A 21,203-nucleotide genomic window follows, 5' to 3' on the forward strand; every position below is an offset into this window, starting at 1 on the left:
AAAGGCCGCCCCACGGGCGGCCTCTCATCAGCTGCAAAGCCTATTTCTTGTCGCCGCCCGGCACCTTGCCTTCGACGCCCTTGACGTAGAAGCTGATGCCGCCCAGGAACTTGTCGTCGGCAACGGCGTCCTTGGCCAGCACTTCCTTGCCGGTGTTGTCCACGACCGGGCCCTTCCAGATCTGGAAGCTGCCGTCCTTCAGCCCGGCCTTGATCTCGTCGATGCGCTTCTTGGTCTCATCCGGAACGTCGGCCGCGACGGAGACCATGTCGATGGAGCCTTCCTTGACGCCCCACCAGATCTTGTCGGCCGAGGTCTGCCATTTGCCCGCGAGCGCATCGCCCACGGCCTTCACGTAGTACGGCGACCAGTTGATGACGGCCGAGCCCAGGTGGGCCTTCGGGCCGTAGGCCGTCATGTCGCTGTCCCAGCCGAAGGCGCGCTTGCCCATCTTCTCGGCGGTCTGCAGCACGGCCGACGAGTCGGTGTTCTGCATCAGCACGTCGGCGCCGCCGTTGATCAGCGAGGTGGCGGCTTCGGTTTCCTTTGGCGGATTGAACCAGTCGCCGACCCACACGACCTTGGTCTTGACCTTGGGATTGACCGACTGCGCGCCCAGCGTGAAGCTGTTGATGTTGCGCACGACTTCGGGAATCGGGATGGAGCCGACCACGCCCAGCGTGTTGGTCTTGGTCATCTTGCCGGCGATCACGCCGGCCATGTAGGCGCCTTCGTAGGTGCGGCTGTCGTAGGCGCGCAGGTTCTCAGCCGACTTGTAGCCGGTGGCGTGCTCGAACTTCACTTCCTTGTGGTCGGTCGCCACCTTGAGCATGGGCTCCATGTAGCCGAACGTCGTGCCGAAGACCAGCTTGTTGCCCTGGCCCACCATGTCGCGGAACACGCGCTCGGCGGCCGCCGACTCGGGCACGCTCTCGACGAAGCTGGTCACCACCTTGTCGCCGAATTCCTTTTCCACCGCCTTGCGGCCGTTGTCGTGGGCGAAAGTCCAGCCGCCGTCCCCGACCGGGCCGACGTAGGCGAAGGCGATCTTCAGCGGTTCGGGCTTGGGCGCGGCGGCCGGTGCGGCGACAGGTGCCGGTGCGGGCGCGGGGGCGGGCGGCTCGCTCTTGCTGCAGCCCACCAGGGCCGTGGCGGCCAACGCGGAAAGCGTCGCCAGCTTCAACATCGAGCGTTTCTTCAGGTCTGTCATTTCAGGTCCTTCTACGGGGTGGTTGACTCGAAAGCGGAGATTATGAGCCGGGATAAAAAGGTTTGCCCAGCGACGCCGGCATGTTGATCCGGATCCAGGCCGGGTTGCGCGAGATCACGGCCAGCACGGCTATGGTGGCGATGTACGGCAGCATGGTGAGGAACTGGCTGGGTACATCCACGCCGATGCCCTGGAAGTGGAACTGCAGCATCGTGACGCCGCCGAACAGGTAGGCGCCCAACAGCACCCGGCCCGGCCGCCAGGTGGCGAAGGTGGTCAGCGCCAGGGCGATCCAGCCTTTGCCGGCCACCATGCCCTCCACCCACAGCGGGGTGTACACCACGGCAAGGTAGGCACCGGCCAGGCCGCAGAGCGCACCGCCCGCCACGACCGCGGCGAGGCGGATGCGGCGCACCGGATAGCCCAGGGCATGGGCCGAGTCCGGCGATTCGCCGACCGAGCGCAACACCAGCCCGGTGCGCGAGCGGTAGAGGAACCAGACCAGCCACGCCACCAGGGCCATGGCCAGGTACACCATCGGATGCTGGCGGAACAGCGCCGGGCCCACGAGCGGGATATCGCCCAGCACGGGGAACGAGAAGCTCATGCGCTCGGGGAGTTTCTCCTGCACGTACTTGATGCCGGCGAAGGCCGAGAAGCCGGTGCCGAACAGGCTGAGTGCCAGCCCGGTGGCGTACTGGTTGGTGTTGAGCCAGATCACCAGCACGCCGAAGATGGCGGCCAGCAGCGCCCCGGCGCCCATGCCGGCCGCGAAACCCAGCCAGTCGTTGCCGCTATGGACCACGGTGGCGAAGCCGGCGATGGCCGCGCACAACATGATGCCCTCGGCGCCGAGGTTGACGATGCCGGCTTTCTCGTTGATCAACAGGCCCAGGGCGGCGATGGCCAGCACCGTGCCCGCATTGAGCGTGGCCGCAAAAAGGAGTGCGTAGGATTCCATGTCAGTTCGCTCCCTTCAGAGCCGGTGGGGCAACGAAACGAATGCGATAAGCCATCAAGGTGTCGCACGCGAGCAATGAGAACAGCAGCAGGCCCTGGAACACGCCGGTCAGCGAGTTGGGCAGGCCGAGCCGGGACTGCGCCAATTCGCCGCCGATGTAGAACATGCTCATCAGGATGGCCGAGAAGAACATGCCCACCGGGTGCAGGCGGCCGACGAAGGCCACGATGATGGCGGCGAAGCCATAGCCGGCGGGCACATAGGGTGTCAGCTGGCCGATGGGACCGGCGACTTCCAGCGCGCCGGCCAGGCCGGCCGCGCCGCCCGAGGTGAGCAAGGCCAGCCACAGCGCCTTGCGCGAGGAGAAGCCGGCATAACGGGCCGCCGCCGGGGCCAGCCCGCCCACCTGCTGGGCAAAACCGGCGCGAGTGCGGAACAGGAAGACCCACAGCGCCGCCACACCCGCCATGGCGATCAGGATGCCGATGCTCATGCGCGAGCCCTGCATCAGGCGCGGTATCTGCGTCACGGCCTCGAAGTTCTTGCTCTGCGGGAAGTTGTAGCCCGCCGGGTCCTTCCAGGGACCGAACACCATGTAGTTCAGTATCTGGACGGCGACATAAACCAGCATCAGGCTGACCAGGATTTCGTTGGCGTTGAACTTGTCTCGAAGCAGCGCCGTGATGCCGGCCCAGGCCATGCCGCCCAGGACCCCGGCCAGCATGATGGCGACGACGATCCAGCGGCCGGTGTCCTTGTCCGCCAGCAGCGCCACTCCACCCGCGACCACGGCGCCGATGACGAACTGCCCCTCGGCCCCGATGTTCCACACATTGGAGCGGAAGCACACGGCCAGGCCCAGTGCGATGATCAGCAGCGGGGTCGCCTTCACCATCAGCTCGCCCAGCGCATAAGGCGACTTGATCGGCTCCCAGAAGAAGACCTGCAAGCCCCTGACCGGGTCCTTGCCCAGCGCCACGAACAGGATGACGCCGATGACGACCGTCACGGCAAGTGCCAGCACGGGCGAAGCGAGGCTCCAGAACTGAGAGGCCTGGGGACGGGGTTCGAGCTTAAGCATGTTGGCCTTTCTCCCTCTCCCCCTGGGAGAGGGCGGGGTTGAGGGCAGTGGGGGCGGGTTCGCGCAAGGGTTGCACCACCCACAACCCGCTCATCCATTCGCCGATCTGCGAAACGGTGGCGCGGGCGCGCTCTATGGAAGGCGACAAGCGCCCCTTGGCGATCACGTGCATGCGATCGCTGATCTCGAACAGCTCTTCCAGCTCTTCGCTCACCACCAGCACGGCGCAGCCGGCGTCGCGCAGGGCCAGGATCTCGCCGCGGATCTGGGCGGCGGCGCCAACGTCCACGCCCCAGGTGGGCTGCGAGACGATCAGCAGCTTGGGCTTGGCGTCGATCTCGCGGCCGACGATGAATTTCTGCAGGTTGCCGCCCGAGAGCGACTTGGCCGCCGCATGCGGACCGCCCGCCTTGACGTTGAAGCGCCGGATGATGTCCAGTGCCTGTTTCTCGAGGGCCTTGACCTTGATCCAGCCGCTCTTGCCGATGGCATCGGTGCGGGTGAGCATGAGGTTGTGCGCCAGCCCGAGGGTGGGCACGGCGCCGCGGCCCAGCCGCTCTTCCGGCACGAAGTGCACGCCCATCGCACGCCGCGGCGCGGGACCCAGGCGCGCGGCGTGCTTGCCGAAGACCTGGATGGAGGAAGCGGGGGCTCGCGTGTCTTCGCCGGAAAGCGCATACAGCAGTTCCTGCTGGCCGTTGCCCGAGACGCCGGCGATGCCGACGACCTCGCCCGCCCGCACTTCGAGATTGATGCCGTCGAGGTCCACACCGAACATGTCTTCGCGCGGCAGGTGCAGGTCCTGCACCTTCAGCACCACGTCGCCGGCGGCGCGTGCGTGATGCTCCAGCGCCGGCGGCTCGGCGCCGATCATCAAACGGCTGAGCGAAGCGTTGGTCTCGCCCTGCGGGTTGCAAACGCCCGTGACCTTGCCGCCGCGCAGCACGGTGCACGCGCTGCACAGCTCACGGATCTCGTGCAGCTTGTGGCTGATGTAGAGGATGCTGCAGCCTTCGGACGACAGCTTCTTCAGCACCACGAACAGTTTTTCCACGGCCTGCGGCGTCAGCACCGAAGTGGGCTCGTCCAGGATCAAGAGCTTGGGATTGGTGAGCAAGGCGCGAATGATTTCGACCCGCTGCATCTCGCCCACCGACAGCGTGTGCACCGGACGCGCCGGATCGATGTCCAGCCCATACTCCGCCGCCTTGGCCGTGATGCTGTGCGTCACCTGGTTCAGGGTCAGGGTCTTGGCCAGCCCCAGCCACACGTTCTCGGCCACGGTCAGCGTGTCGAACAGGCTGAAGTGCTGGAACACCATGCTGATGCCCAGCGCCCTCGCCTCCTGCGGGTTGCGTATGTGCACGGGCTGGCCGTTCCACATCACGCTGCCCTCGTCGGGCTTCACGGAGCCGTAGATGATTTTCATCAGCGTCGATTTGCCGGCGCCGTTCTCGCCCAGCACGGCGTGGGTTTCGCCGGGCTGCACGTTCAGCGACACATCACTGTTGGCGACTACCGCAGGGTAGCGCTTGGTGATGTGCGCGAGTTGAAGTCTTGGGGTGCTCACTGCTTTGTCTCCGTTTTATTCTTTCCGCAACGCCGCGGCCACCGACTTGATCTGCTCGCGCAGCCATTTGGCGGAAGCGGACGCATGGGTGCGTTCATGCCACAGCTGGTAATACATGAGTTGCGGAAAATCGATGGGGCATTCGAGAATCTTCACCGGCAGGCGATCGACGAAGCGCTCGCAGTACTGCCGTCCTGTCGTCATCACCAGCAAGCTCGATGCCACCATGCCCGGGATCAGCCCGAAGTGCGGGCAGCGCGCCGTGATGTTGCGCACCAGGCCCAGGCTCTCCAGGTGGTCGTCGATCACGCCGCGGGCGCCGGGGTACGGCGGCGTGGGCGCAATGTGCTCGGCCTCCAGCCAGCTTTCCTGGGTCCAGCCGCGCCGCGCGGCGGGGTGGTCCTTGGACACCATGCAAACCACTTCGTCGGCGAACAGCTTGCCCAGGTGCAGGTCTTCCGGGGGCTTGAGCCAGTTGCCCACCACCACGTCGACGTCGCCGTGCGCCAGGTGGGCGTGATAGTCGGAATCGGCCGAGAGCGGATGGATCTCGATATGGCACAGGGGCGTCTGCGACTTGATCCGCGACACCAGCTGGGGCAGGAAATGCGGATCGAGATAGTCGCTCGCGGCGACGCGGAAAGTATTGGTTGCGTGCGCGGGATCGAAGCCGCGGGCGCCGGTGAACAGTACTTCGGCGGCGCGCAAAATGCTTGCGCTGGGCTCTATCATGCGAAGGCCCGCATCCGTGGGCACCATGCCGGAGCCCGAGCGCACCAAAAGCGGATCGCCCGACAGCTCCCGCAGGCGCTTCAGCGCCGCTGAGACGGCGGGCTGGTGCATTCCAAGGCGGAGTGCGGCTCGAGAGACGCTGCGTTCGGTTAACACGGTGTGCAAGACCCTGATCAAGTGGAGGTCTATCTTGTCGAAAAGCGCTTGATCTCTCATACCTGGGCCTGCATTCTTGTCATATGAGGAGCCTTATGTTGCAGCGCGGTCGCCTCTTTACCCTTGCACTTACCCTCACGCGACACACAAATCAACCATACTGAGTTTTCATGGAATCGAAGACGATCAGATTCATCCGCCAGGGCGAGCTTGTCTCGCTGAACAATGTACCACCCGACCGCACGCTGCTGGAAGTGCTGAGGGAGGACCTGGGATGCACCGGCACCAAGGAAGGATGCGGTGAAGGCGACTGCGGCGCCTGCACTGTCGTGCTGGGCGAGACGGAGGGCGATGGCATCCGCTACCGCGCGATCAACAGCTGCATCCGGCTCGCCCATTCGGTGGACGGCATGGCTTTGTGGACCGTCGAAGACCTGGCCGCGAAGGACGGAACCTTGCACCCGGCCCAGGAAGCGATGGTTCAATGCCACGGCTCGCAATGCGGCTTCTGCACACCGGGTTTCGTGATGAGCATGTTCGGCATGTACCAGAACCATGTGTGCCGCGGCGAGGCCATCACACGCGAACTGGCGCAGGAAGAACTGTCGGGCAACCTGTGCCGCTGCACGGGGTATCGGCCCATCCTCGACGCTGCCCAACAAATGGCCGAGCTGCCCGCCGTGCGCATCGACGAGGCCGCCCTGCTCGACCAGTTGCACTCGATCCGCCGCGAGCCGGCTCCGGCGCTCGGGGCCTACCTCGCGCCGACCACGCTGCAGGGTTTGCTTTCGGCCCGCGCCGCCCATCCCGCGGCGCAGATCGTCGCCGGCTGCACCGACGTGGGCCTGTGGGTGACGAAGATGCACATGCAGTTCGGTGAGGTGCTCGACGTTACCGCGGTGGAGGAGCTGCGCCGCGTAGAGCACTACGGCAACCACATCGCCATCGGCGCGGCCGTCACGCTGACCGACGCCTTCGACGCGCTGGTCGAGCAGTGGCCGCAACTCAAGACCTTTGCCAATCGCTTCGCCGGCCTGCCGGTGCGCAACTCGGGAACGCTGGGCGGCAACGTCGCCAACGGCTCACCCATCGGCGACTCGATGCCGCTGCTGATAGCGCTCAACGCGCATGTCATCCTGATGAGCACACGCGGCTACCGGGACATGCCGCTGGAGAATTTCTACACCGGCTATCGCAAGACCCTGCTGGCGCCGGACGAGGTGCTGGCTTGGATCAAGGTGCCGCGTCCGGCGGCCGGGGAGCAGCTGCGGGCGTACAAGATATCCAAGCGCTATGACGACGACATCTCGGCCGTGTGCCTGGTGGTCAACCTCAGGCTGGAGAACGGCACCGTCGCGAAGATCTCGATTGGCGCGGGCGGTGTCGCCGCGACGCCCGTGCGGGCCGTCAAGACCGAGGCCCTCCTGCGCTACAAACCATGGACGCTCGATACCGCGCAGGAAGCCGCTGCCGCCTTGCGTGCGGAGTTCCAGCCGATCTCCGACATGCGCGCGTCGGCCGCTTATCGCAGCGAGGTGCTGGGCAACTTGATGCAGCGCTTCTGGCTGGAAAGCCAGGGGATGGAACAGATCAACCTGGAATGCTTCACTCTGCGGGAGGCGGCATGAACATGCGGGACAAGGACTTCACTGCCCGCACCGGCGGCGGCCCGGGCGGCGCCGCCGATGCCGGCGAACGCAACTTCGCACCGGGTACGGTGTCGCCCCACGCCAGGCCCTCACCCGGTCCGGCGGCGGGGGTTTCGCGCCCCCATGAAAGCGCCCGCGCCCAGGTTGCCGGGACGGCGAGCTACGTCGACGACATCCCCGAGGTGAAGGGGACGCTGCACGCGGCGCCCATCCTCTCGACCGTCGCCCATGGCCGGCTGCTCGGCGTGGACACCCGCGCGGCACTGGCCATGCCCGGCGTGCGCGGCGTGGTGCTGTCGCAGGACATTCCGGGCGATCCCATGCTCGCCACCTACGTCCATGACGAACCCATCTTCGCGGTGGACAAGGTGGAACATATCGGCCAGGTCGTGGGCGTGGTCGTCGCCGATACGGTCATGCAGGCCCGCCGTGCGGCGCGCAAGGTGCAGCTCAAGATCGAGCCGCTGCATGCCGTGCTGTCGCCGCGCGAAGCTCATTCGGTTCAAAGCTATGTGCTGCCGCCGGTGACCGTGCGCCGCGGCGAGCCCGATGCGGCGCTGGCGCGATCACCGCATCGCCTGGACGGGCAGCTCGAAGTCGGCGGCCAGGAACACTTCTACCTGGAAGGCCAGGTCGCGTATGTCCTGCCGCTCGAGCAGGACCAGTGGTGGATCTATTCCAGCACCCAGCACCCGGGCGAAATCCAGCACTGGGTGGCGCACGCGCTGGGGCTGGAGAACAACGCCGTCACGGTGGAGTGCCGGCGCATGGGCGGCGGCTTTGGCGGCAAGGAAACGCAGGCCGGCCATCTGGCCGTGTGGGCGGCGCTGGCCGCGCGCAAGTGCAAGCGCCCGGTCAAGCTGAGGCTGGACCGCGACGACGACTTCATGATCACCGGCAAGCGCCACCCCTTCGCCTATGACTACAGCGTGGGCTTCGACGACACCGGACTCATCACCGCCCTCAAGCTCACCATGCTGGCCAACTGCGGCTTCTCGGCCGACCTGTCCGGACCGGTGGCCGACCGGGCGATCTTCCACACCGACAACGCGTACTTCCTCAGCGACGTCGAGATAGCGTCCTACCGCTGCAAGACCAACACCCAGAGCCACACGGCCTTCCGCGGCTTCGGCGGGCCGCAGGGCGTGATCGTGATCGAGACCATCCTGGGCGACGTCGCGCGCCGGCTTGGCCTGGACCCGCTGGACGTGCGCATGCGCAACCTCTACGGCGTGGAGGATCGCAACGTGACTCATTACCAGATGAAGGTCGAGGACAACATCCTGCAGCCGCTGATGACGCAGCTGGAGCGCAGCTCCGGGTACCGGCAGCGGCGCGAAGCCATCGCCGCCTGGAACGCCCAGAGCCCCGTCATCAAGCGCGGCATCGCCATCACGCCCGTCAAGTTCGGTATCAGCTTCACCGCAACCTTCTTCAACCAGGCGGGGGCGCTGGTCCACGTGTACACCGACGGCAGCGTGCAGGTGAATCACGGCGGCACCGAGATGGGGCAGGGGCTGAACACCAAGGTGGCGCAGATCGTCGCCAACGAGTTGGGCGTGCCGTTCGAACGTGTGCGCTCCACGGCGGCCGACACCAGCAAGGTGCCGAATGCGTCCGCCACCGCGGCCTCCAGCGGCACCGACCTGAATGGCCGGGCGGCGCAATACGCGGCCCGCAACGTGCGCGACAACCTGGCCGCCTTTGTCAGCGGACTGGACGGCTGCGGCGCCGGCGCGGTGAGTTTTTCGCGCGGGCAGGTGATCTCGCCCAAGAACACGCGCTCCTTCGACGAGGTGGTGAAAGCCGCCTATGCCAACCGCATCCAGTTGTGGAGCGACGGTTTCTACCGGACGCCGAAGATCCACTACGACAAGGTGACGCTGACCGGCCGCCCCTTCTACTACTTCAGCTATGGCGCCGCCTGCAGCGAAGTCGCGATCGACACGCTCACCGGCGAAAGCCGGTTGCTGAAGGTGGACATCCTGCACGACGTGGGCACGCCCATCAACCCGGCCATCGACATCGGCCAGATCGAGGGCGGTTTCATCCAGGGGATGGGCTGGCTCACGACCGAGCAGCTGGTGTGGAACGACAAGGGCTACTTGTCCACGCATGCACCCAGCACCTACAAGATCCCCGCCACGGGCGACGTGCCGGAGCATTTCAAGATCGAGCTCTGGCCCGAGCCGAACCGCGAAGACAACGTGTTCGGCAGCAAGGCCGTGGGCGAACCGCCCTTCATGCTGGCGATCAGCGTCTGGGAGGCGCTGCGCGATGCGGCCGCGACGGCGACGGGCGGGGCGGTGCAGATGGAAGCGCCGGCGACGGCGGAGAATGTGCTCAAGGCGATGCGGCGTTAAGCAGCCCAAAGGTGGATACTGCGGGGCATGAGCAGGACACTTCGCGGACATATCCTGGGCCCCCAAGGCTTCGTCGACGGAACGATCGCCTTCGACGATGCCGGCCGCGTTCGTGGCATCAGCGGCTCGTCGGTCAGCGCCGGTGCGGTGCGCGATTCAGCGCTTCCCATGGTGCTGCCCGGCTTCGTCGACCTGCACGTGCACGGCGGCGGCGGGCACGACATCATGGAAGGCGGCGATGCCGCCCTGAAGGTGGCCGCGTGCCACGCCGCCCACGGCACCACGGCCTTGCTGGCCACCACCATGACAGCGCCGGCGGCCGACCTGGAAGCCGCGTTCGCGGGCCTGCGTTCGGCGTGTGCCGAGCGCGCGCCGCGCGCTGCGCGGGTGCTGGGCGTGCACCTGGAAGGGCCTTACATCAACGCCGGCAAGCTGGGCGCGCAACCCGATTTCACGCGGCCGGTTTCACTGGAAGAACTGGCGCGCCTGAATGCGGTGGCGCCGATCCGGCTCATCACGCTGGCGCCGGAGGTGGCGCAAAACCTGGAAGACATCAAGGCCCTGGTCGCAGCGGGCTACATCGTCCAGGTCGGCCACACACTGGGTAGCTACGAAGACGGCGTGCAGGCCCTGGCCCATGGCGCGCGCGGCTTCACCCACCTGTTCAACGCCATGACCGGCATGCACCATCGCGCCCCCGGCATGGCCGGTGCGGCGCTGGCCCATGCGCGGTACGCCGAGATCATCCCGGACCTGCTGCATGTGCACCCCGGCGCGATGCGGGTGGCCCTGCGCGCCATTCCCTGCCTCTATTGCGTCACCGACTCGACCTCCGCGACCGGCATGCCCGACGGCGAGTACCGGCTGGGCCGCCAGGCCGTCACCAAATGCCTGGGTGGCGTGCGGCTGGCCGACGGCACCCTGGCCGGCTCCACGCTGACCATGGACCAGGCCCTGCGCAACCTGGCCAACGACCTGGGCCTGGATCTCGCCGAGGCGTCGATGCGCCTGTCCACCCATGCCGCCGACTACCTCGGCCTGCCCGATCGCGGCCGGCTGGCGCCGGGCGCCTGGGCCGATGCGGTGGTGCTCGATCGCGACCTGAAGCTGAAAGACGTGTTCGTCGAAGGAGCGTCGATTGACCTCGCGCATGCTGCTTGAGGCGCGCGAAGCTCCAGCCACCGTAGCGCACCAGCTCGCCCAGGACCACGCCGCCTACCGCGACTTTGGCGCCCTGCTGCGCAAACAGCCGCCCAGCTCGGTGCTGACGGTGGCACGGGGCAGCTCGGACCACGCGGCCCACTATGCGGCGTACCTCATCATGGCGCGGCTGGGCCGGCTCGTGACCTCATTGCCCATGTCGCTGGTCACGCTCTACCAGTCGAAGATCGCCTGCCAGGGCCTGGCCACCCTGGCCTTTTCGCAGTCCGGACAGAGCCCCGACCTGGTCGAGCCCACCCGCTACTTCCGTAATGGCGGCGCGATCACGGCCGCCTTCGTCAACGACGCCGGCTCGCCACTGGCACGGGCGTCGCAATGGACGTTTCCCCTGCATGCCGGCAGCGAAGCCAGTGTCGCGGCAACCAAGAGCTTCATCGCCCAGATGGTCGCCGGAGCCCGACTGCTGGCTGCCTGGCAGGACGACGCGGCCCTGCAAGCGGCGATAGCGGCGCTGCCCGAGGCGTTGACCCGCGCTGCGCAAACCGACTGGTCCGCGGCGCTGGCCGATCTGCACAACGCCGACCGCCTGCTGGTCATCGCGCGCGGCCTGGGGCTGCCGGTGGCGCTGGAAGCAGCGCTCAAGTTCAAGGAGACCTGCGGCATCCAGGCCGAGGCGTTTTCCGGCGCCGAGGTCCAGCACGGCCCCATGGCCCTGATCGAGGAAGGCTACCCGCTGCTGGTGTTCGCGCCGCGCGGCCCGGCCCAGGCCGGACTGCTGGCGCTGGCGGAAGCCATGCGCGCGCGGGGTGGCCGCGTGCTGGTGGCGGCTCCGGCCGGCACGCCCGGCAGCAGCTTGCCTATCGTGGAGACCGGGTCGGAAGACCTCGACGCGATTTCCATGATCCAGAGCTTCTACCCCCTGGTGGAGGCGCTGTCCCGCGCCCGGGGCCTGGACCCGGACCGGCCGCGCCACCTGAACAAGGTGACCCGAACTCAATGAGGCGGGGTTTTTGCTCAACAGCGCCAAATCCGCCTGGGTATTGCTTTGGGCATTGAACGATCATGCCGTCCGACACGACGTGTCGAAAAAAGCCGCAAATGCATGAGCCAGGCGCCTACAAGCCCAGCCGCTGGCATCGGCACCATAGGTCGAATGAAGATTCTGAACCTCATCCACGTCATGATCGCGCAGGCGTTCTACAGCTGGGCGATGCGCGAAATCAACCCCCTGCACCCTGATCTGCCCCGGATCATGCTCAGGCAAAAAGAGCTGGCCGACAAGGCCCAGCGCATGTTCGCCTGAGCAGGGCCCGGCAGAGCACCGGCGCGACACCGCCGGTAGCACCTACTTATACTGTCCCCGTGCACGGGCAGCCACGTATGCGATGCCTGGCATATTCGGCTGCCGCCGTTCCGGCGAGAGGGGTTCACCATGGTGCTGTGGGGAGCGATGTGCGGAGGGGTTCTCGGCCTGTTATGGCGCGGGCACGACTGGGAGTTTCACCTGCTGGTCGGCATCGTGCTCGGCGCCCTGGCCGGCCTCGGCTTGCGCCGGGCCATACGCGCGGAAATCAAGGCCGCCCTGGCCGCAAAACCGGCCGCTGCGCCCGTTGCGGCTGCGCCCCGGGTTGACGCACCGGCGGACGAGGACTTCCAGGCCACCCTGCCGCAACCGCTGCCGGTCCCCACCGCCTCAGCCGCCGCAGCCCCCGCCACCGAACCACCACGGCAAGCCCCTGCCCGGCCTCCGAAGCCGTGGAAACCCGATCTCGTCACCGTCGCTTTCGGCCGGACCCGCGCCTGGCTTTTCGGCGGCAACACCGTCGTGCGCATGGGTGTGCTGGTGCTGTTCGTCGGCCTTGCCTTCCTGGCGAAATTCGCCATCGACAATGCACTGCTGCCGCCCGAACTCCGGCTGGCCGCCATCGGTGCCGCCGGCATCGCGCTGTTCGCGGGCGGCTTCCGTTTGCGCGGCAAAGCACCCGACAAACTGGCCTACGCGCTGACGCTGCAGGGCGCCGGCATCGCTGTGCTCTACCTCACGGTGTTCGCGGCCTTCCGGCTCTACCAATTCCTTCCGGCCGGCGCCGCTTTCGCGGCGCTGGGCCTGGTCTGCGCTTTCGCGGCCGTGATCGCGGTGGCACAGAACGCGATGCCCATGGCCTTCATCGGATTTGCCGGCGGCTTCGCCGCGCCGATCCTGGTTTCCACCGGCCAGGGCAACCACGTCGGCTTGTTCTCCTACTACCTGCTGCTCGGCGTCGCCATCGCCGGCCTGGCCTGGGCCAAGGCCTGGAGGCCGCTCAACCTGCTGGGCTTTTTCGCCACCTTCGGCGTGGCAACCCTGTGGGGCGTGCTGAAGTACCGCCCCGAACACTTCGACACGACCGAGCCGTTCCTGATCGCCTTTTTCCTGGTGTACCTGGTGGCCAGCCTGCTCTACGCGCTGCGCCATTCGCAGGATCCCAAGAAGGCGGTGGATGCGACCCTGATCTTCGGCACGCCCATCGTCGCCTTCAGCCTGCAGGCCGCGCTGGTGCGTCCTTATGAATACGCCACGGCGTTTTCGTCGCTGGCAATGGGCGCCCTGTACCTGGGGCTGGGTTGGTGGATGGCACGCCGCACCAGCGGCCGAGGGGAGGTGCATCGCTGGCTGGCCGAATGCTTTGCCGCCCTGGGCCTGGGCTTTGTCACGCTGGCCGTGCCGCTGGCGCTGGACGCGCGCTGGACCTCCGCAGTCTGGGCCATCGAAGGCGCGGCCGTGTTCTGGATGGGCCGGCGCCAGGGCCGCTGGCTGGCCCGCACCGCCGGGCTGGCCTTGCAAGGCCTGGCCGCCGTCGCCTTCCTGGAATCACATGCCAGCAGCTTGGCCGCGCAATGGCCCTTTGCCCATCCCGCCTTCATCGGCGGCCTGATGCTGGCTCTCGCCGCCTTCGGCATTGCCCATTGGTCGCGCGATCCGGCGGCGGATGCGCGCGAAGGAATGGCAGGCGCGTTCGCCAGGCTGGAGCATGGCCTGTCGCCCTTCCTCTTCTGGCTCGGTTTCCTGTGGTTGCAGTACGCCCTCAACAGCGAGATCGAACGCATGCCGCTGGACGCCCAGGGCATCGCGGTGCCGGTCTTCGACGCCGCGGCGCGCCTGCACCTGCATCTGTTGGCCTGGGTGGGCAGCGCATTCGCCCTGCACCATCTCGCTTTGCCCGCGCGGCAGCGCCCCTGGCCCATCGCGGCCACGCCCGCGTACACCGTGCTGCCGGTGATGGTGATCACCGCACTGTTCGGCGTGCTGACCCTGGATCATGTGTTCAAGTCAGGGGGCTGGATTTCATGGCCGCTGGTGCTGCTCATGCATCTCGTGATGCTGCGCCGGCTGGATGCCGGCCCGCCCCAGCGCTGGTGGCCCTGGGTGCATGCCGGCGGCGTGTGGCTGCTGGTCCTGCTGGTAGGCAATCTCCTGGTGTTCGCCGTTGGCCAGGCCAAGCTCTGGCAAACCGCCTGGGCCACGGTGATCCTGCTGGTGTCCGCCATCGTGGTCTTGCTGCTGCTGTCGCGCCGCGCCTGGTTCGCGGCAGCGCGTGAGGGCGGGCCCTGGCCCTTGAACCGCTATGGCCGCGCCTACCTGTGGCTGGCGGCCGCTCCCCTGGTATTTGCCGTCGCGCTGGCCTGCCTGCTGGTGGCCGTGCATTCGGACGGCAATGCCAAGCCGCTGCCCTACGTTCCCCTCCTCAACCCCACGGACCTGGCCATCGCGCTCGGCCTGGGCGCCTGCGCCGCCTGGCTCACACGCCTGCGCCAGAGCGAGCTGGGGGTGCCGGCCATGGCCCGCGACACGCGCTGGTTGCTGGCGCTCGCCGCCATCGGCTTCATCGCCATCAACACCGTCTGGCTCAGGGTGGCCCATCACTACGCAGGCATCCCGTGGGACGGCAGCCGCCTGTTCGATTCGTTCCTGGTGCAGGCCGGCTACTCGATCCTGTGGACGCTGATGGCGCTGGGGCTGATGGTGGGCTCGCACCGGCGCGGCCTGCGCGCGGCGTGGATGCTGGGCGCCGGCCTGCTCGGCCTCACCGTGCTCAAGCTGTTCGTCATCGACCTGTCCAACCGCGGCGGCTCGGAGCGGATCTTCGTGTTCATCGCGGTGGGTATTCTCATGCTGGTGGTCGGCTACTTCGCACCCCTGCCGCCGGTGGCGCGCCGTAGCGACGAAACGTTGCAGGGAGCGCGACCATGAGCCATTTCGCAGCGGCCACTGCGGGCCTGATGCTGTGCGCCGGCCTCTGCCATGCCGGCGCGCCGGCGCCGTTGGACTTCGCCTGGCGCGCGTCACTGGAGCTGCCGGCTGGGACCAGCATGGCACGGGTGAGCCTACCGGCGCAGGCACTGGTGCAGTTGCAAAGCAGCGACGCCCGCGACATCCGGGTCTTCAACGGCGCGGGCGAGGCCGTCGCCTTCGCGATCATGGCTTCCCCCAAAACCCCGCCGGCTCCCTTGGCCACCACACGCAGCTATCCGGCGCTGCCGCTGTACAGCACCGCAGCCGGCACCCGGCAGCCCAAGGGTTCGACGCAAGTGCGCATCCAGGAGGACGGGCAGCGCTCGGTCTGGGTGCATATGAGCGGCTCGGAAGTCCCCAACGCGCCGCGACTCAATTCGGCCCTGTTCGCCACCAAGAAGGAGGAGCAGACGCTCAGCGGGCTCGTGGTACAGGGCACTGTGCCACCGAACACGCCGGTGGCCCTGTCGGTGTCTACCAGCCCCGATTTGTCGCAATGGAATACGCAAGCGGTGCGCGGCCGCCTGTATCGCTTCGAGGGCGAGGGCGCGCCGGCCAATATGACCCTGGAGTTCGAGCGGCCGATCAAGCTCGAGGGGCAGTTTCTCCGGCTGGATTGGGGCAGCCAGCAGGGCGTGTCGCTGACTGGAGTTTCAGGCGTCATCGCGGCTGCCGCTCCTGCGCGCACTCGCGAGCGCGCAGAACTGCCGGCCCCGCATGCCGCCGGAGCAGGTGCAGTGGAACTGCAGACGGGCTTTCTCACGCCGCTGGCGGGGCTGGCCCTCACCACGCCGCGCGCCAACACACTGCTGCCGGTGCGCATCCTCGGGCGCAACGACGCATCGCAGCCATGGCGCTTGCTGGCGCGAACCGTCGTCTATCGCCTCGCCGATGCCGGCGGCGAATCCGTCAATCCGCCGGCGGACCTGCACGGCGCCAGCGTGCGCTGGCTGCGCCTGGAAGCGAGCAACGGCGCGGACCTGACCGCCGCCCAGCTGCAGGCCACCGCCGAGTTCGAGCCGGTGCAACTGATTTTCGTGGCCACCGGCCAGGTACCCTTCCAGCTGGCCGCCGGACTGGCAGGTAGCAAGCCGGCCGCGCTGCCGCTCACCGCGATCACCACCGCCCTGGGCTCGGCGCGAAAGCCCGAGGACTTGCCTGCCGCGGCTATCGGCACGTCCATCGTGACCAAGCCGGATGCCGGACCGCTCGCCAGGTACTGGCCCGGCGCAGTGCCCGGCAAGACCGCCGTGCTGTGGGGTGTGCTGCTTGCGGGTGTGCTGCTGCTCGCCGGCGTGGCGTGGTCCCTGCTGCGGCAACTCAAGACTTGAAGATTTCCACGATGGCCTGGCGCAGCCAGCGGTTGCCGGGATCCGATTCGAAACGCTTGCTCCAATGCAGCGACACCGCGAAGTCGCGCAGGGGCAGCGGCGGCTCGACGATGGCGTAGCCGCCCTCGTCGGCGAAACCCTGGGCGATGTTGCGCGGCATCACCACGGCCAGGTCGGTCGCCCGGACGATGGAGGGCAGCACCATGAAATGCTCCGTGGTCAGGCGCAGCCGGTCCTCCAGGTTCAGCAGCTGCAGGATGCGCAAGGTATCGGCGTGGGTGCGCACAGCCACGAACTCCAGCAGCCCCAGGTCTTCCAGCTGGGCCTTGCCGCTGCGGCGCTTGCGCGTGAACGGATGGCCCTTGCGCAGCAGGACGATGTAGCGGTCCTTGAGCAATTGGGCCCGCTGGGTGTCCTTGACCATCGGCAGGAAGCCGAAAGCCAGGTCTATCCTGCCGCTGTCGAGGGCATCGGTGATTTCGGCGCGCGGCAGCGGCATGGTCTCCAGCCGCACATTGGGCGCCCGCTGGCGCAGCATCTTCATCAGCTCCGGCAGGAAGCGCCCTTCCCCGATGTCGCTCATGTGGATGCGAAAGCTGCGGCGCGACTGCAGCGGCTCGAACCCGACCGATTCGCTCAGCGCCTGCTCGATGGTGACCAGCGCCAAGCGTATCGGGTCGGCCAGGCGGTTGGCTTTCGGTGTGGGCTGGACCCCGCCGCTGGCGCGCATGAACAAGGGGTCATGGATCAGGGCCCGCAGCCTCGTCAGTCCCTGGCTGGCCGCGGGCTGCGTCAGGTCGAGCAATTCCGCCGCGCGGCTCACGTTGCGGGTGCGGTACACGGCATCGAACAGCCGCAGCAGGTTGAGGTCGATGTCGTTGATATGCATTCTGTTAATACCGCTTAGTCGTCTCATTTTATTGATTTATGATGCCGCGCCCCCGAAACTGCGGCCTCACCACCGGAGACCCTCTTGGAAGTTTCATTTGGCAAGGAAATCGAATCCTTGCGCCTGGGCGCGGGACAGACCTTCCATGGCGAGGGCATCCTGGCGATCACCAAGGCTTTGCTGCAATCGGGTGTGGCCTATGTCGGCGGCTACCAGGGCGCGCCGGTGTCGCACCTGCTGGACGTGATGGTCCAGGCCAAGCCCTACATGGACGAGCTGGGCGTGCACGTGGAAGCCTGCGCCAACGAAGCCTCGGCGGCCGCCATGCTGGGCGCCTCGATCCACTACCCGCTGCGCGGCGCGGTGACCTGGAAGTCGATAGTCGGCACCAACGTGGCCTCGGACGCGCTGTCCAATCTATCTTCACCCGGCGTCAAGGGCGGCGCCCTGATCGTGGTGGGCGAAGACTACGGCGAAGGTGCCTCGGTGATCCAGGAGCGCACCCATGCCTACGCGCTGAAATCCACCATGTGCCTGCTGGACCCGCGGCCCGACCTGGGCGTGATGGTGCGCATGGTCGAGGAAGGCTTCCGCCTTTCCGAAAGCTCCAACATGCCCTGCATCCTGGAGCTGCGCATCCGAGCCTGCCACGTGCGCGGCAGCTTCGAGGCCAGGAACAATCTGCCGCCCGCGGTCTCGACCCGGGCGCTCATGGAGAACCCGGCGGGCTTCGACTACATGCGGCTCGCGCATCCGCCGGTGACCTTCCGCCACGAGAAGCTCAAGGGCGAGGAGCGCATTCCCGCCGCCCGCAAGTACATCGTGGAGCAGGGGCTCAACGAGCTCATGCCCGGCAAGCACCAGGACCTGGGCATCGTCGTGCAGGGCGGCCTGTACAACGCGCTGATGCGCAGCCTGCAGCAGCTGGGCCTGGCCGATGCCTTCGGCCAGAGCGACATCCCGCTGCTGGTGCTCAACGTGACCTATCCCATCGTGCCCGAGCAGGTGGCGGATTTCTGCGTGGGCAAGCGCGGCGTCATCGTGGTCGAGGAAGGCCAGCCCGAATACATAGAGCAGGAGATCGCGACCCTGCTGCGCCGGCGCGATATCCAGACGCGCTTGCATGGCAAGGACCTGCTGCCGCCAGCGGGCGAGTACAGCGTCGAGGTGTTGTCGCAGGGCCTGTCGCTCTTTGCATCCAGCTACCTGCCCGGCCCGGCGACGGAATCGGCCAAGGCTTGGCTGGCCGCCAATCGCGCGCGCCGCGAAGCCGTCGCAGCCCAGCTCGACAAGCCGTTGCCCAACCGCCCTCCCAGCTTTTGCATTGGTTGCCCCGAGCGGCCGGTGTTCTCGGCGCTCAAACTGGCGCAGCAGGAGGTCGGCCCGGTCCACATCGCGGCGGACATCGGCTGCCACGCCTTCGGCACCTTCGAGCCCTTCTCCATGGGCCATTCCATCCTGGGCTACGGCATGAGCCTGGCCAGCCGGGCCGGAGTCTCGCCGATGATGCAGCGCCGCACGCTCTCGATCATGGGCGACGGCGGCTTCTGGCACAACGGCCTGCTGACCGGCGTGCAGAGCGCCCTGTTCAACAATGACGACGCGGTGCTGCTGATCTTCAAGAACGGCTACTCCTCGGCCACGGGCACCCAGAACCTGATCTCTACGCCGGACAGCGCGGCCAAGGAAATGTCGGCGGACAAGATGGAGAGCCTGACGCACACCAACACCACCATCGAGTCCACGCTGCAAGGCCTGGGCGTGCAATGGCTGCGCACGGTGCACACCTACCGTGTGGAGAAGATGCGCGAGACGTTGAAGGAAGCCTTTACCAGTGACTTCAACGGGCTGAAGGTCATCGTGGCCGAGGGTGAGTGCCAGCTCGAGCGGCAGCGCCGGGTCAAGCCCTGGATCGCGAATCTGCTCAAGAAGGGCAAGCGCGTGGTGCGCGTGAAGTACGGTGTCGACGAAGACGTCTGCAATGGCGACCACGCCTGCATCCGCCTGTCGGGATGCCCCACCCTCACCATCAAGGACAACCCCGATCCGCTGAAGGTGGATCCGGTGGCCGTGGTGATCGACGGCTGCGTGGGCTGCGGGCTGTGCGGCGAGAACGCCCATGCCGCCACCCTGTGCCCTTCCTTTTATCGCGCCGAGGTGGTCCAGAACCCCAAGTGGCACGAGCGGCTGCTGGCTTCCCTGCGTGGTGCCGTCGTCAATGCCTTGCGCCCTGCCTGATATGAACCAAGCTCCCATTTCACTCCTGATCTGCGCCCTGGGCGGCGAAGGCGGCGGCGTCCTCACCGAATGGCTGGTCGAGACCGCGCACCATGCCGGCTACGCGGTGCAAAGCACCTCGATCCCCGGCGTGGCGCAACGCACCGGCGCCACGACCTACTACGTCGAGGTGTTCCCGGTGCCGCTGGCACAGCTCGGCGGCAAGCGCCCGGTATTCAGCCTCAATCCGGTGCCGGGCGCGCTCAACGCCATGGTGTCGTCGGAGCTGCTGGAAACCACGCGCCAGATCGGCAACGGCATGAGCTCGCCGGATCGCACGCTGGTCATCTCCTCGTCGAGTCGGACCTTCACCACCGCGGAGCGCATGCAGCTCGCCGACGGCCGGACCGACAGCGCCGAGCTGATGAAGGTGGTGCAGCAGTTCAGCCGCCGGCATCATGTGTTCGACATGAGCGCCGTGGCGAAGGAGGCGGGCACGGTGGTGAGCGCCGTGATGCTGGGCGCGGTGGCCGGCAGCGGGCTGTTTCCTTTTGCGCGCGGCGACTACGAGGCGGTGGTGCGGGCGGGGGGCAGAGGCGCGGAGGCCAGCTTGCGGGGGTTTGCCAAGGCGTACGACATGGTTTCTGGTTGTCATGCCGTACTCGATCCGGCATCCATGGTGGCGCGGGAAGATGGATTGCGGGTCAGGCCCGCAATGACAGCCGCTTTCGGGGCCTTTCCGGTCCAGGTGCACGACATGCTGGCCCTCGGCCATGCCCGCATGCTGGAATACCAGGGCCCCGCTTACGCGAATCTCTACCTGGAGCGCCTGCAGCAAGTGCTCGATGCCGAGCGCGCCAGCGACCCTGCGGGCGTCCAGAGTTACGCCACCACGCGTGAAATGGCGCGCTGGCTGGCGCTGTGGATGGCTTTCGACGACATCGTGCGGGTCGCCGACCTGAAGAGCCGGGCCACGCGCTGGGAGCGGGTCAAGGGCGAGGTCAAGGCCGGCGAGGACGACCTGCTCAAGGTCTACGACCACTTCAAGCCCGGCATTCCGGAATTCGCCGCGCTGCTGCCCGCGCCCCTGGCCGACAGGCTCGTGCGCTGGGATCGCGCGCGCGTGCTCCAGGGCAAGCAGCCCTGGGCCCTGCCGTTGAAGGTGGGCACACACAGCATCTTGGGAATGCTCGGGCTGCGCGTGCTGGCCAGCCTCAAGTGGCTGCGGGTTCGCGGTAGCCGTTATGCGATCGAGCAATCGATGATCGACAAATGGCTGGCGGGGGTCGTCCAGGGCACGCGCAGGCACTGGCGGCTGGGCCACGAGATCGCCTTGTGCGGGCGCCTGATCAAGGGCTATGGCGCGACCAATGAGCGCGGCAAGGAGAACCTGTTGCACGTGCTGGATCATCTGGCGCAAGGGCCGTCGCCCGAAGCCAGCGCGCAAGCCATCGCCGCGGCGCGCGATGCGGCGCTGGCCGACGACGCCGGCAAAACCCTGGACGCGGCGTTGGTGGCGCACGGCGCACCGGCGCGGCCGGTCAAGGAACAGCCGATCCGCTTCGTGCGCAAACCCAAACCCCTGAATTCGCAGCCCGCTGCTTAAGACA

15 protein-coding genes are annotated in these 21,203 nt (G+C 67.2%); 9 read left to right on the forward strand and 6 right to left on the reverse strand.

Features of this window, described 5'->3' with window-relative positions:
• Positions 1-40: 40 nt before the first annotated feature.
• The 5 genes from HNE04_RS03795 to HNE04_RS03815 are packed head-to-tail and all read right to left on the reverse strand — an operon-like array spanning position 41 to position 5,770.
• Positions 41-1,210, reverse strand: a complete 1,170-nt coding sequence (locus tag HNE04_RS03795) for a BMP family ABC transporter substrate-binding protein (protein ID WP_172216908.1) — start codon at positions 1,208-1,210, stop codon at positions 41-43.
• A gap of 40 nt (positions 1,211-1,250) precedes the next feature.
• The gene (locus HNE04_RS03800; protein ID WP_172216910.1) at positions 1,251-2,171 is read right to left on the reverse strand and encodes an ABC transporter permease; all 921 of its coding nucleotides are present in this window, start codon (positions 2,169-2,171) and stop codon (positions 1,251-1,253) included.
• Position 2,172: 1 nt separating this feature from the next.
• A complete protein-coding gene (locus HNE04_RS03805) occupies positions 2,173-3,252 on the reverse strand; it encodes an ABC transporter permease (protein ID WP_172216912.1) in 1,080 nt (359 codons plus the stop codon).
• Entirely contained in the window at positions 3,245-4,822 is a 1,578-nt protein-coding gene (locus HNE04_RS03810; protein ID WP_172216914.1) for an ABC transporter ATP-binding protein, read from the reverse strand. Before HNE04_RS03810 ends, HNE04_RS03805 begins: the two co-directional genes overlap by 8 nt.
• A gap of 15 nt (positions 4,823-4,837) precedes the next feature.
• Positions 4,838-5,770: a LysR family transcriptional regulator gene (locus tag HNE04_RS03815; protein ID WP_172216916.1), complete on the reverse strand. Its 933-nt coding sequence runs from the start codon at positions 5,768-5,770 to the stop codon at positions 4,838-4,840.
• A gap of 110 nt (positions 5,771-5,880) precedes the next feature.
• On the opposite strand from HNE04_RS03815, the gene xdhA reads away from it, so the two are divergent.
• The 7 genes from xdhA to HNE04_RS03850 all read left to right on the forward strand — a co-directional run bounded on the left by xdhA (position 5,881) and on the right by HNE04_RS03850 (position 16,487).
• Positions 5,881-7,338, forward strand: a complete 1,458-nt coding sequence (gene xdhA, locus HNE04_RS03820; protein WP_172216918.1) for a xanthine dehydrogenase small subunit — start codon at positions 5,881-5,883, stop codon at positions 7,336-7,338.
• Between the two features lie 2 nt (positions 7,339-7,340).
• Complete coding sequence (gene xdhB / locus HNE04_RS03825; RefSeq protein WP_407926588.1) at positions 7,341-9,722, forward strand: xanthine dehydrogenase molybdopterin binding subunit; 2,382 nt, start codon at positions 7,341-7,343, stop codon at positions 9,720-9,722.
• A 27-nt stretch (positions 9,723-9,749) separates the two neighbouring features.
• Positions 9,750-10,883, forward strand: coding sequence for an N-acetylglucosamine-6-phosphate deacetylase (locus HNE04_RS03830; RefSeq protein ID WP_172216922.1), 1,134 nt, complete (start codon positions 9,750-9,752; stop codon positions 10,881-10,883).
• A complete protein-coding gene (locus HNE04_RS03835; RefSeq protein ID WP_235964764.1) occupies positions 10,861-11,883 on the forward strand; it encodes an SIS domain-containing protein in 1,023 nt (340 codons plus the stop codon). The genes HNE04_RS03830 and HNE04_RS03835 overlap by 23 nt, the downstream gene beginning before the upstream one ends.
• A gap of 153 nt (positions 11,884-12,036) precedes the next feature.
• Complete coding sequence (locus tag HNE04_RS03840; protein WP_172216924.1) at positions 12,037-12,186, forward strand: hypothetical protein; 150 nt, start codon at positions 12,037-12,039, stop codon at positions 12,184-12,186.
• A gap of 129 nt (positions 12,187-12,315) precedes the next feature.
• A complete protein-coding gene (locus HNE04_RS03845; RefSeq protein WP_172216926.1) occupies positions 12,316-15,114 on the forward strand; it encodes a DUF2339 domain-containing protein in 2,799 nt (932 codons plus the stop codon).
• On the forward strand, positions 15,111-16,487 hold the full coding sequence (locus HNE04_RS03850; protein ID WP_172216928.1) for a DUF3999 family protein: 1,377 nt from the start codon (positions 15,111-15,113) through the stop codon (positions 16,485-16,487). The genes HNE04_RS03845 and HNE04_RS03850 overlap by 4 nt, the downstream gene beginning before the upstream one ends.
• Here the strand turns inward: HNE04_RS03850 and HNE04_RS03855 are convergent.
• The gene (locus tag HNE04_RS03855; RefSeq protein WP_172216930.1) at positions 16,477-17,376 is read right to left on the reverse strand and encodes a LysR family transcriptional regulator; all 900 of its coding nucleotides are present in this window, start codon (positions 17,374-17,376) and stop codon (positions 16,477-16,479) included. The genes HNE04_RS03850 and HNE04_RS03855 overlap by 11 nt on opposite strands.
• A gap of 84 nt (positions 17,377-17,460) precedes the next feature.
• Between HNE04_RS03855 and HNE04_RS03860 the strand changes: the two genes are divergently transcribed.
• Together HNE04_RS03860 and HNE04_RS03865 are read left to right on the forward strand one after the other, a co-directional pair.
• Entirely contained in the window at positions 17,461-19,614 is a 2,154-nt protein-coding gene (locus HNE04_RS03860; protein ID WP_172216932.1) for a thiamine pyrophosphate-dependent enzyme, read from the forward strand.
• A 1-nt stretch (position 19,615) separates the two neighbouring features.
• On the forward strand, positions 19,616-21,199 hold the full coding sequence (locus HNE04_RS03865; protein WP_172216934.1) for an indolepyruvate oxidoreductase subunit beta family protein: 1,584 nt from the start codon (positions 19,616-19,618) through the stop codon (positions 21,197-21,199).
• The last annotated feature ends 4 nt before the right edge of the window (positions 21,200-21,203 follow it).

The organism is Caenimonas soli (genome assembly GCF_013155545.1).
Taxonomy (GTDB): domain Bacteria; phylum Pseudomonadota; class Gammaproteobacteria; order Burkholderiales; family Burkholderiaceae_C; genus Ramlibacter; species Ramlibacter soli.

Excerpts from the sequence above, each read along its gene's own strand:
- xdhA (WP_172216918.1), top strand. The coding sequence starts at position 5,881 with ATGGAATCGAAGACGATCAGATTCATCCGCCAGGGCGAGCTTGTCTCG.
- HNE04_RS03855 (WP_172216930.1), bottom strand. The coding sequence starts at position 17,376 with ATGCATATCAACGACATCGACCTCAACCTGCTGCGGCTGTTCGATGCC.
- HNE04_RS03800 (WP_172216910.1), bottom strand. The coding sequence starts at position 2,171 with ATGGAATCCTACGCACTCCTTTTTGCGGCCACGCTCAATGCGGGCACG.
- HNE04_RS03805 (WP_172216912.1), bottom strand. The coding sequence starts at position 3,252 with ATGCTTAAGCTCGAACCCCGTCCCCAGGCCTCTCAGTTCTGGAGCCTC.
- HNE04_RS03865 (WP_172216934.1), top strand. The coding sequence starts at position 19,616 with ATGAACCAAGCTCCCATTTCACTCCTGATCTGCGCCCTGGGCGGCGAA.
- xdhB (WP_407926588.1), top strand. The coding sequence starts at position 7,341 with ATGCGGGACAAGGACTTCACTGCCCGCACCGGCGGCGGCCCGGGCGGC.
- HNE04_RS03815 (WP_172216916.1), bottom strand. The coding sequence starts at position 5,770 with ATGAGAGATCAAGCGCTTTTCGACAAGATAGACCTCCACTTGATCAGG.
- HNE04_RS03830 (WP_172216922.1), top strand. The coding sequence starts at position 9,750 with ATGAGCAGGACACTTCGCGGACATATCCTGGGCCCCCAAGGCTTCGTC.
- HNE04_RS03795 (WP_172216908.1), bottom strand. The coding sequence starts at position 1,210 with ATGACAGACCTGAAGAAACGCTCGATGTTGAAGCTGGCGACGCTTTCC.
- HNE04_RS03850 (WP_172216928.1), top strand. The coding sequence starts at position 15,111 with ATGAGCCATTTCGCAGCGGCCACTGCGGGCCTGATGCTGTGCGCCGGC.
- HNE04_RS03845 (WP_172216926.1), top strand. The coding sequence starts at position 12,316 with ATGGTGCTGTGGGGAGCGATGTGCGGAGGGGTTCTCGGCCTGTTATGG.
- HNE04_RS03840 (WP_172216924.1), top strand. The coding sequence starts at position 12,037 with ATGAAGATTCTGAACCTCATCCACGTCATGATCGCGCAGGCGTTCTAC.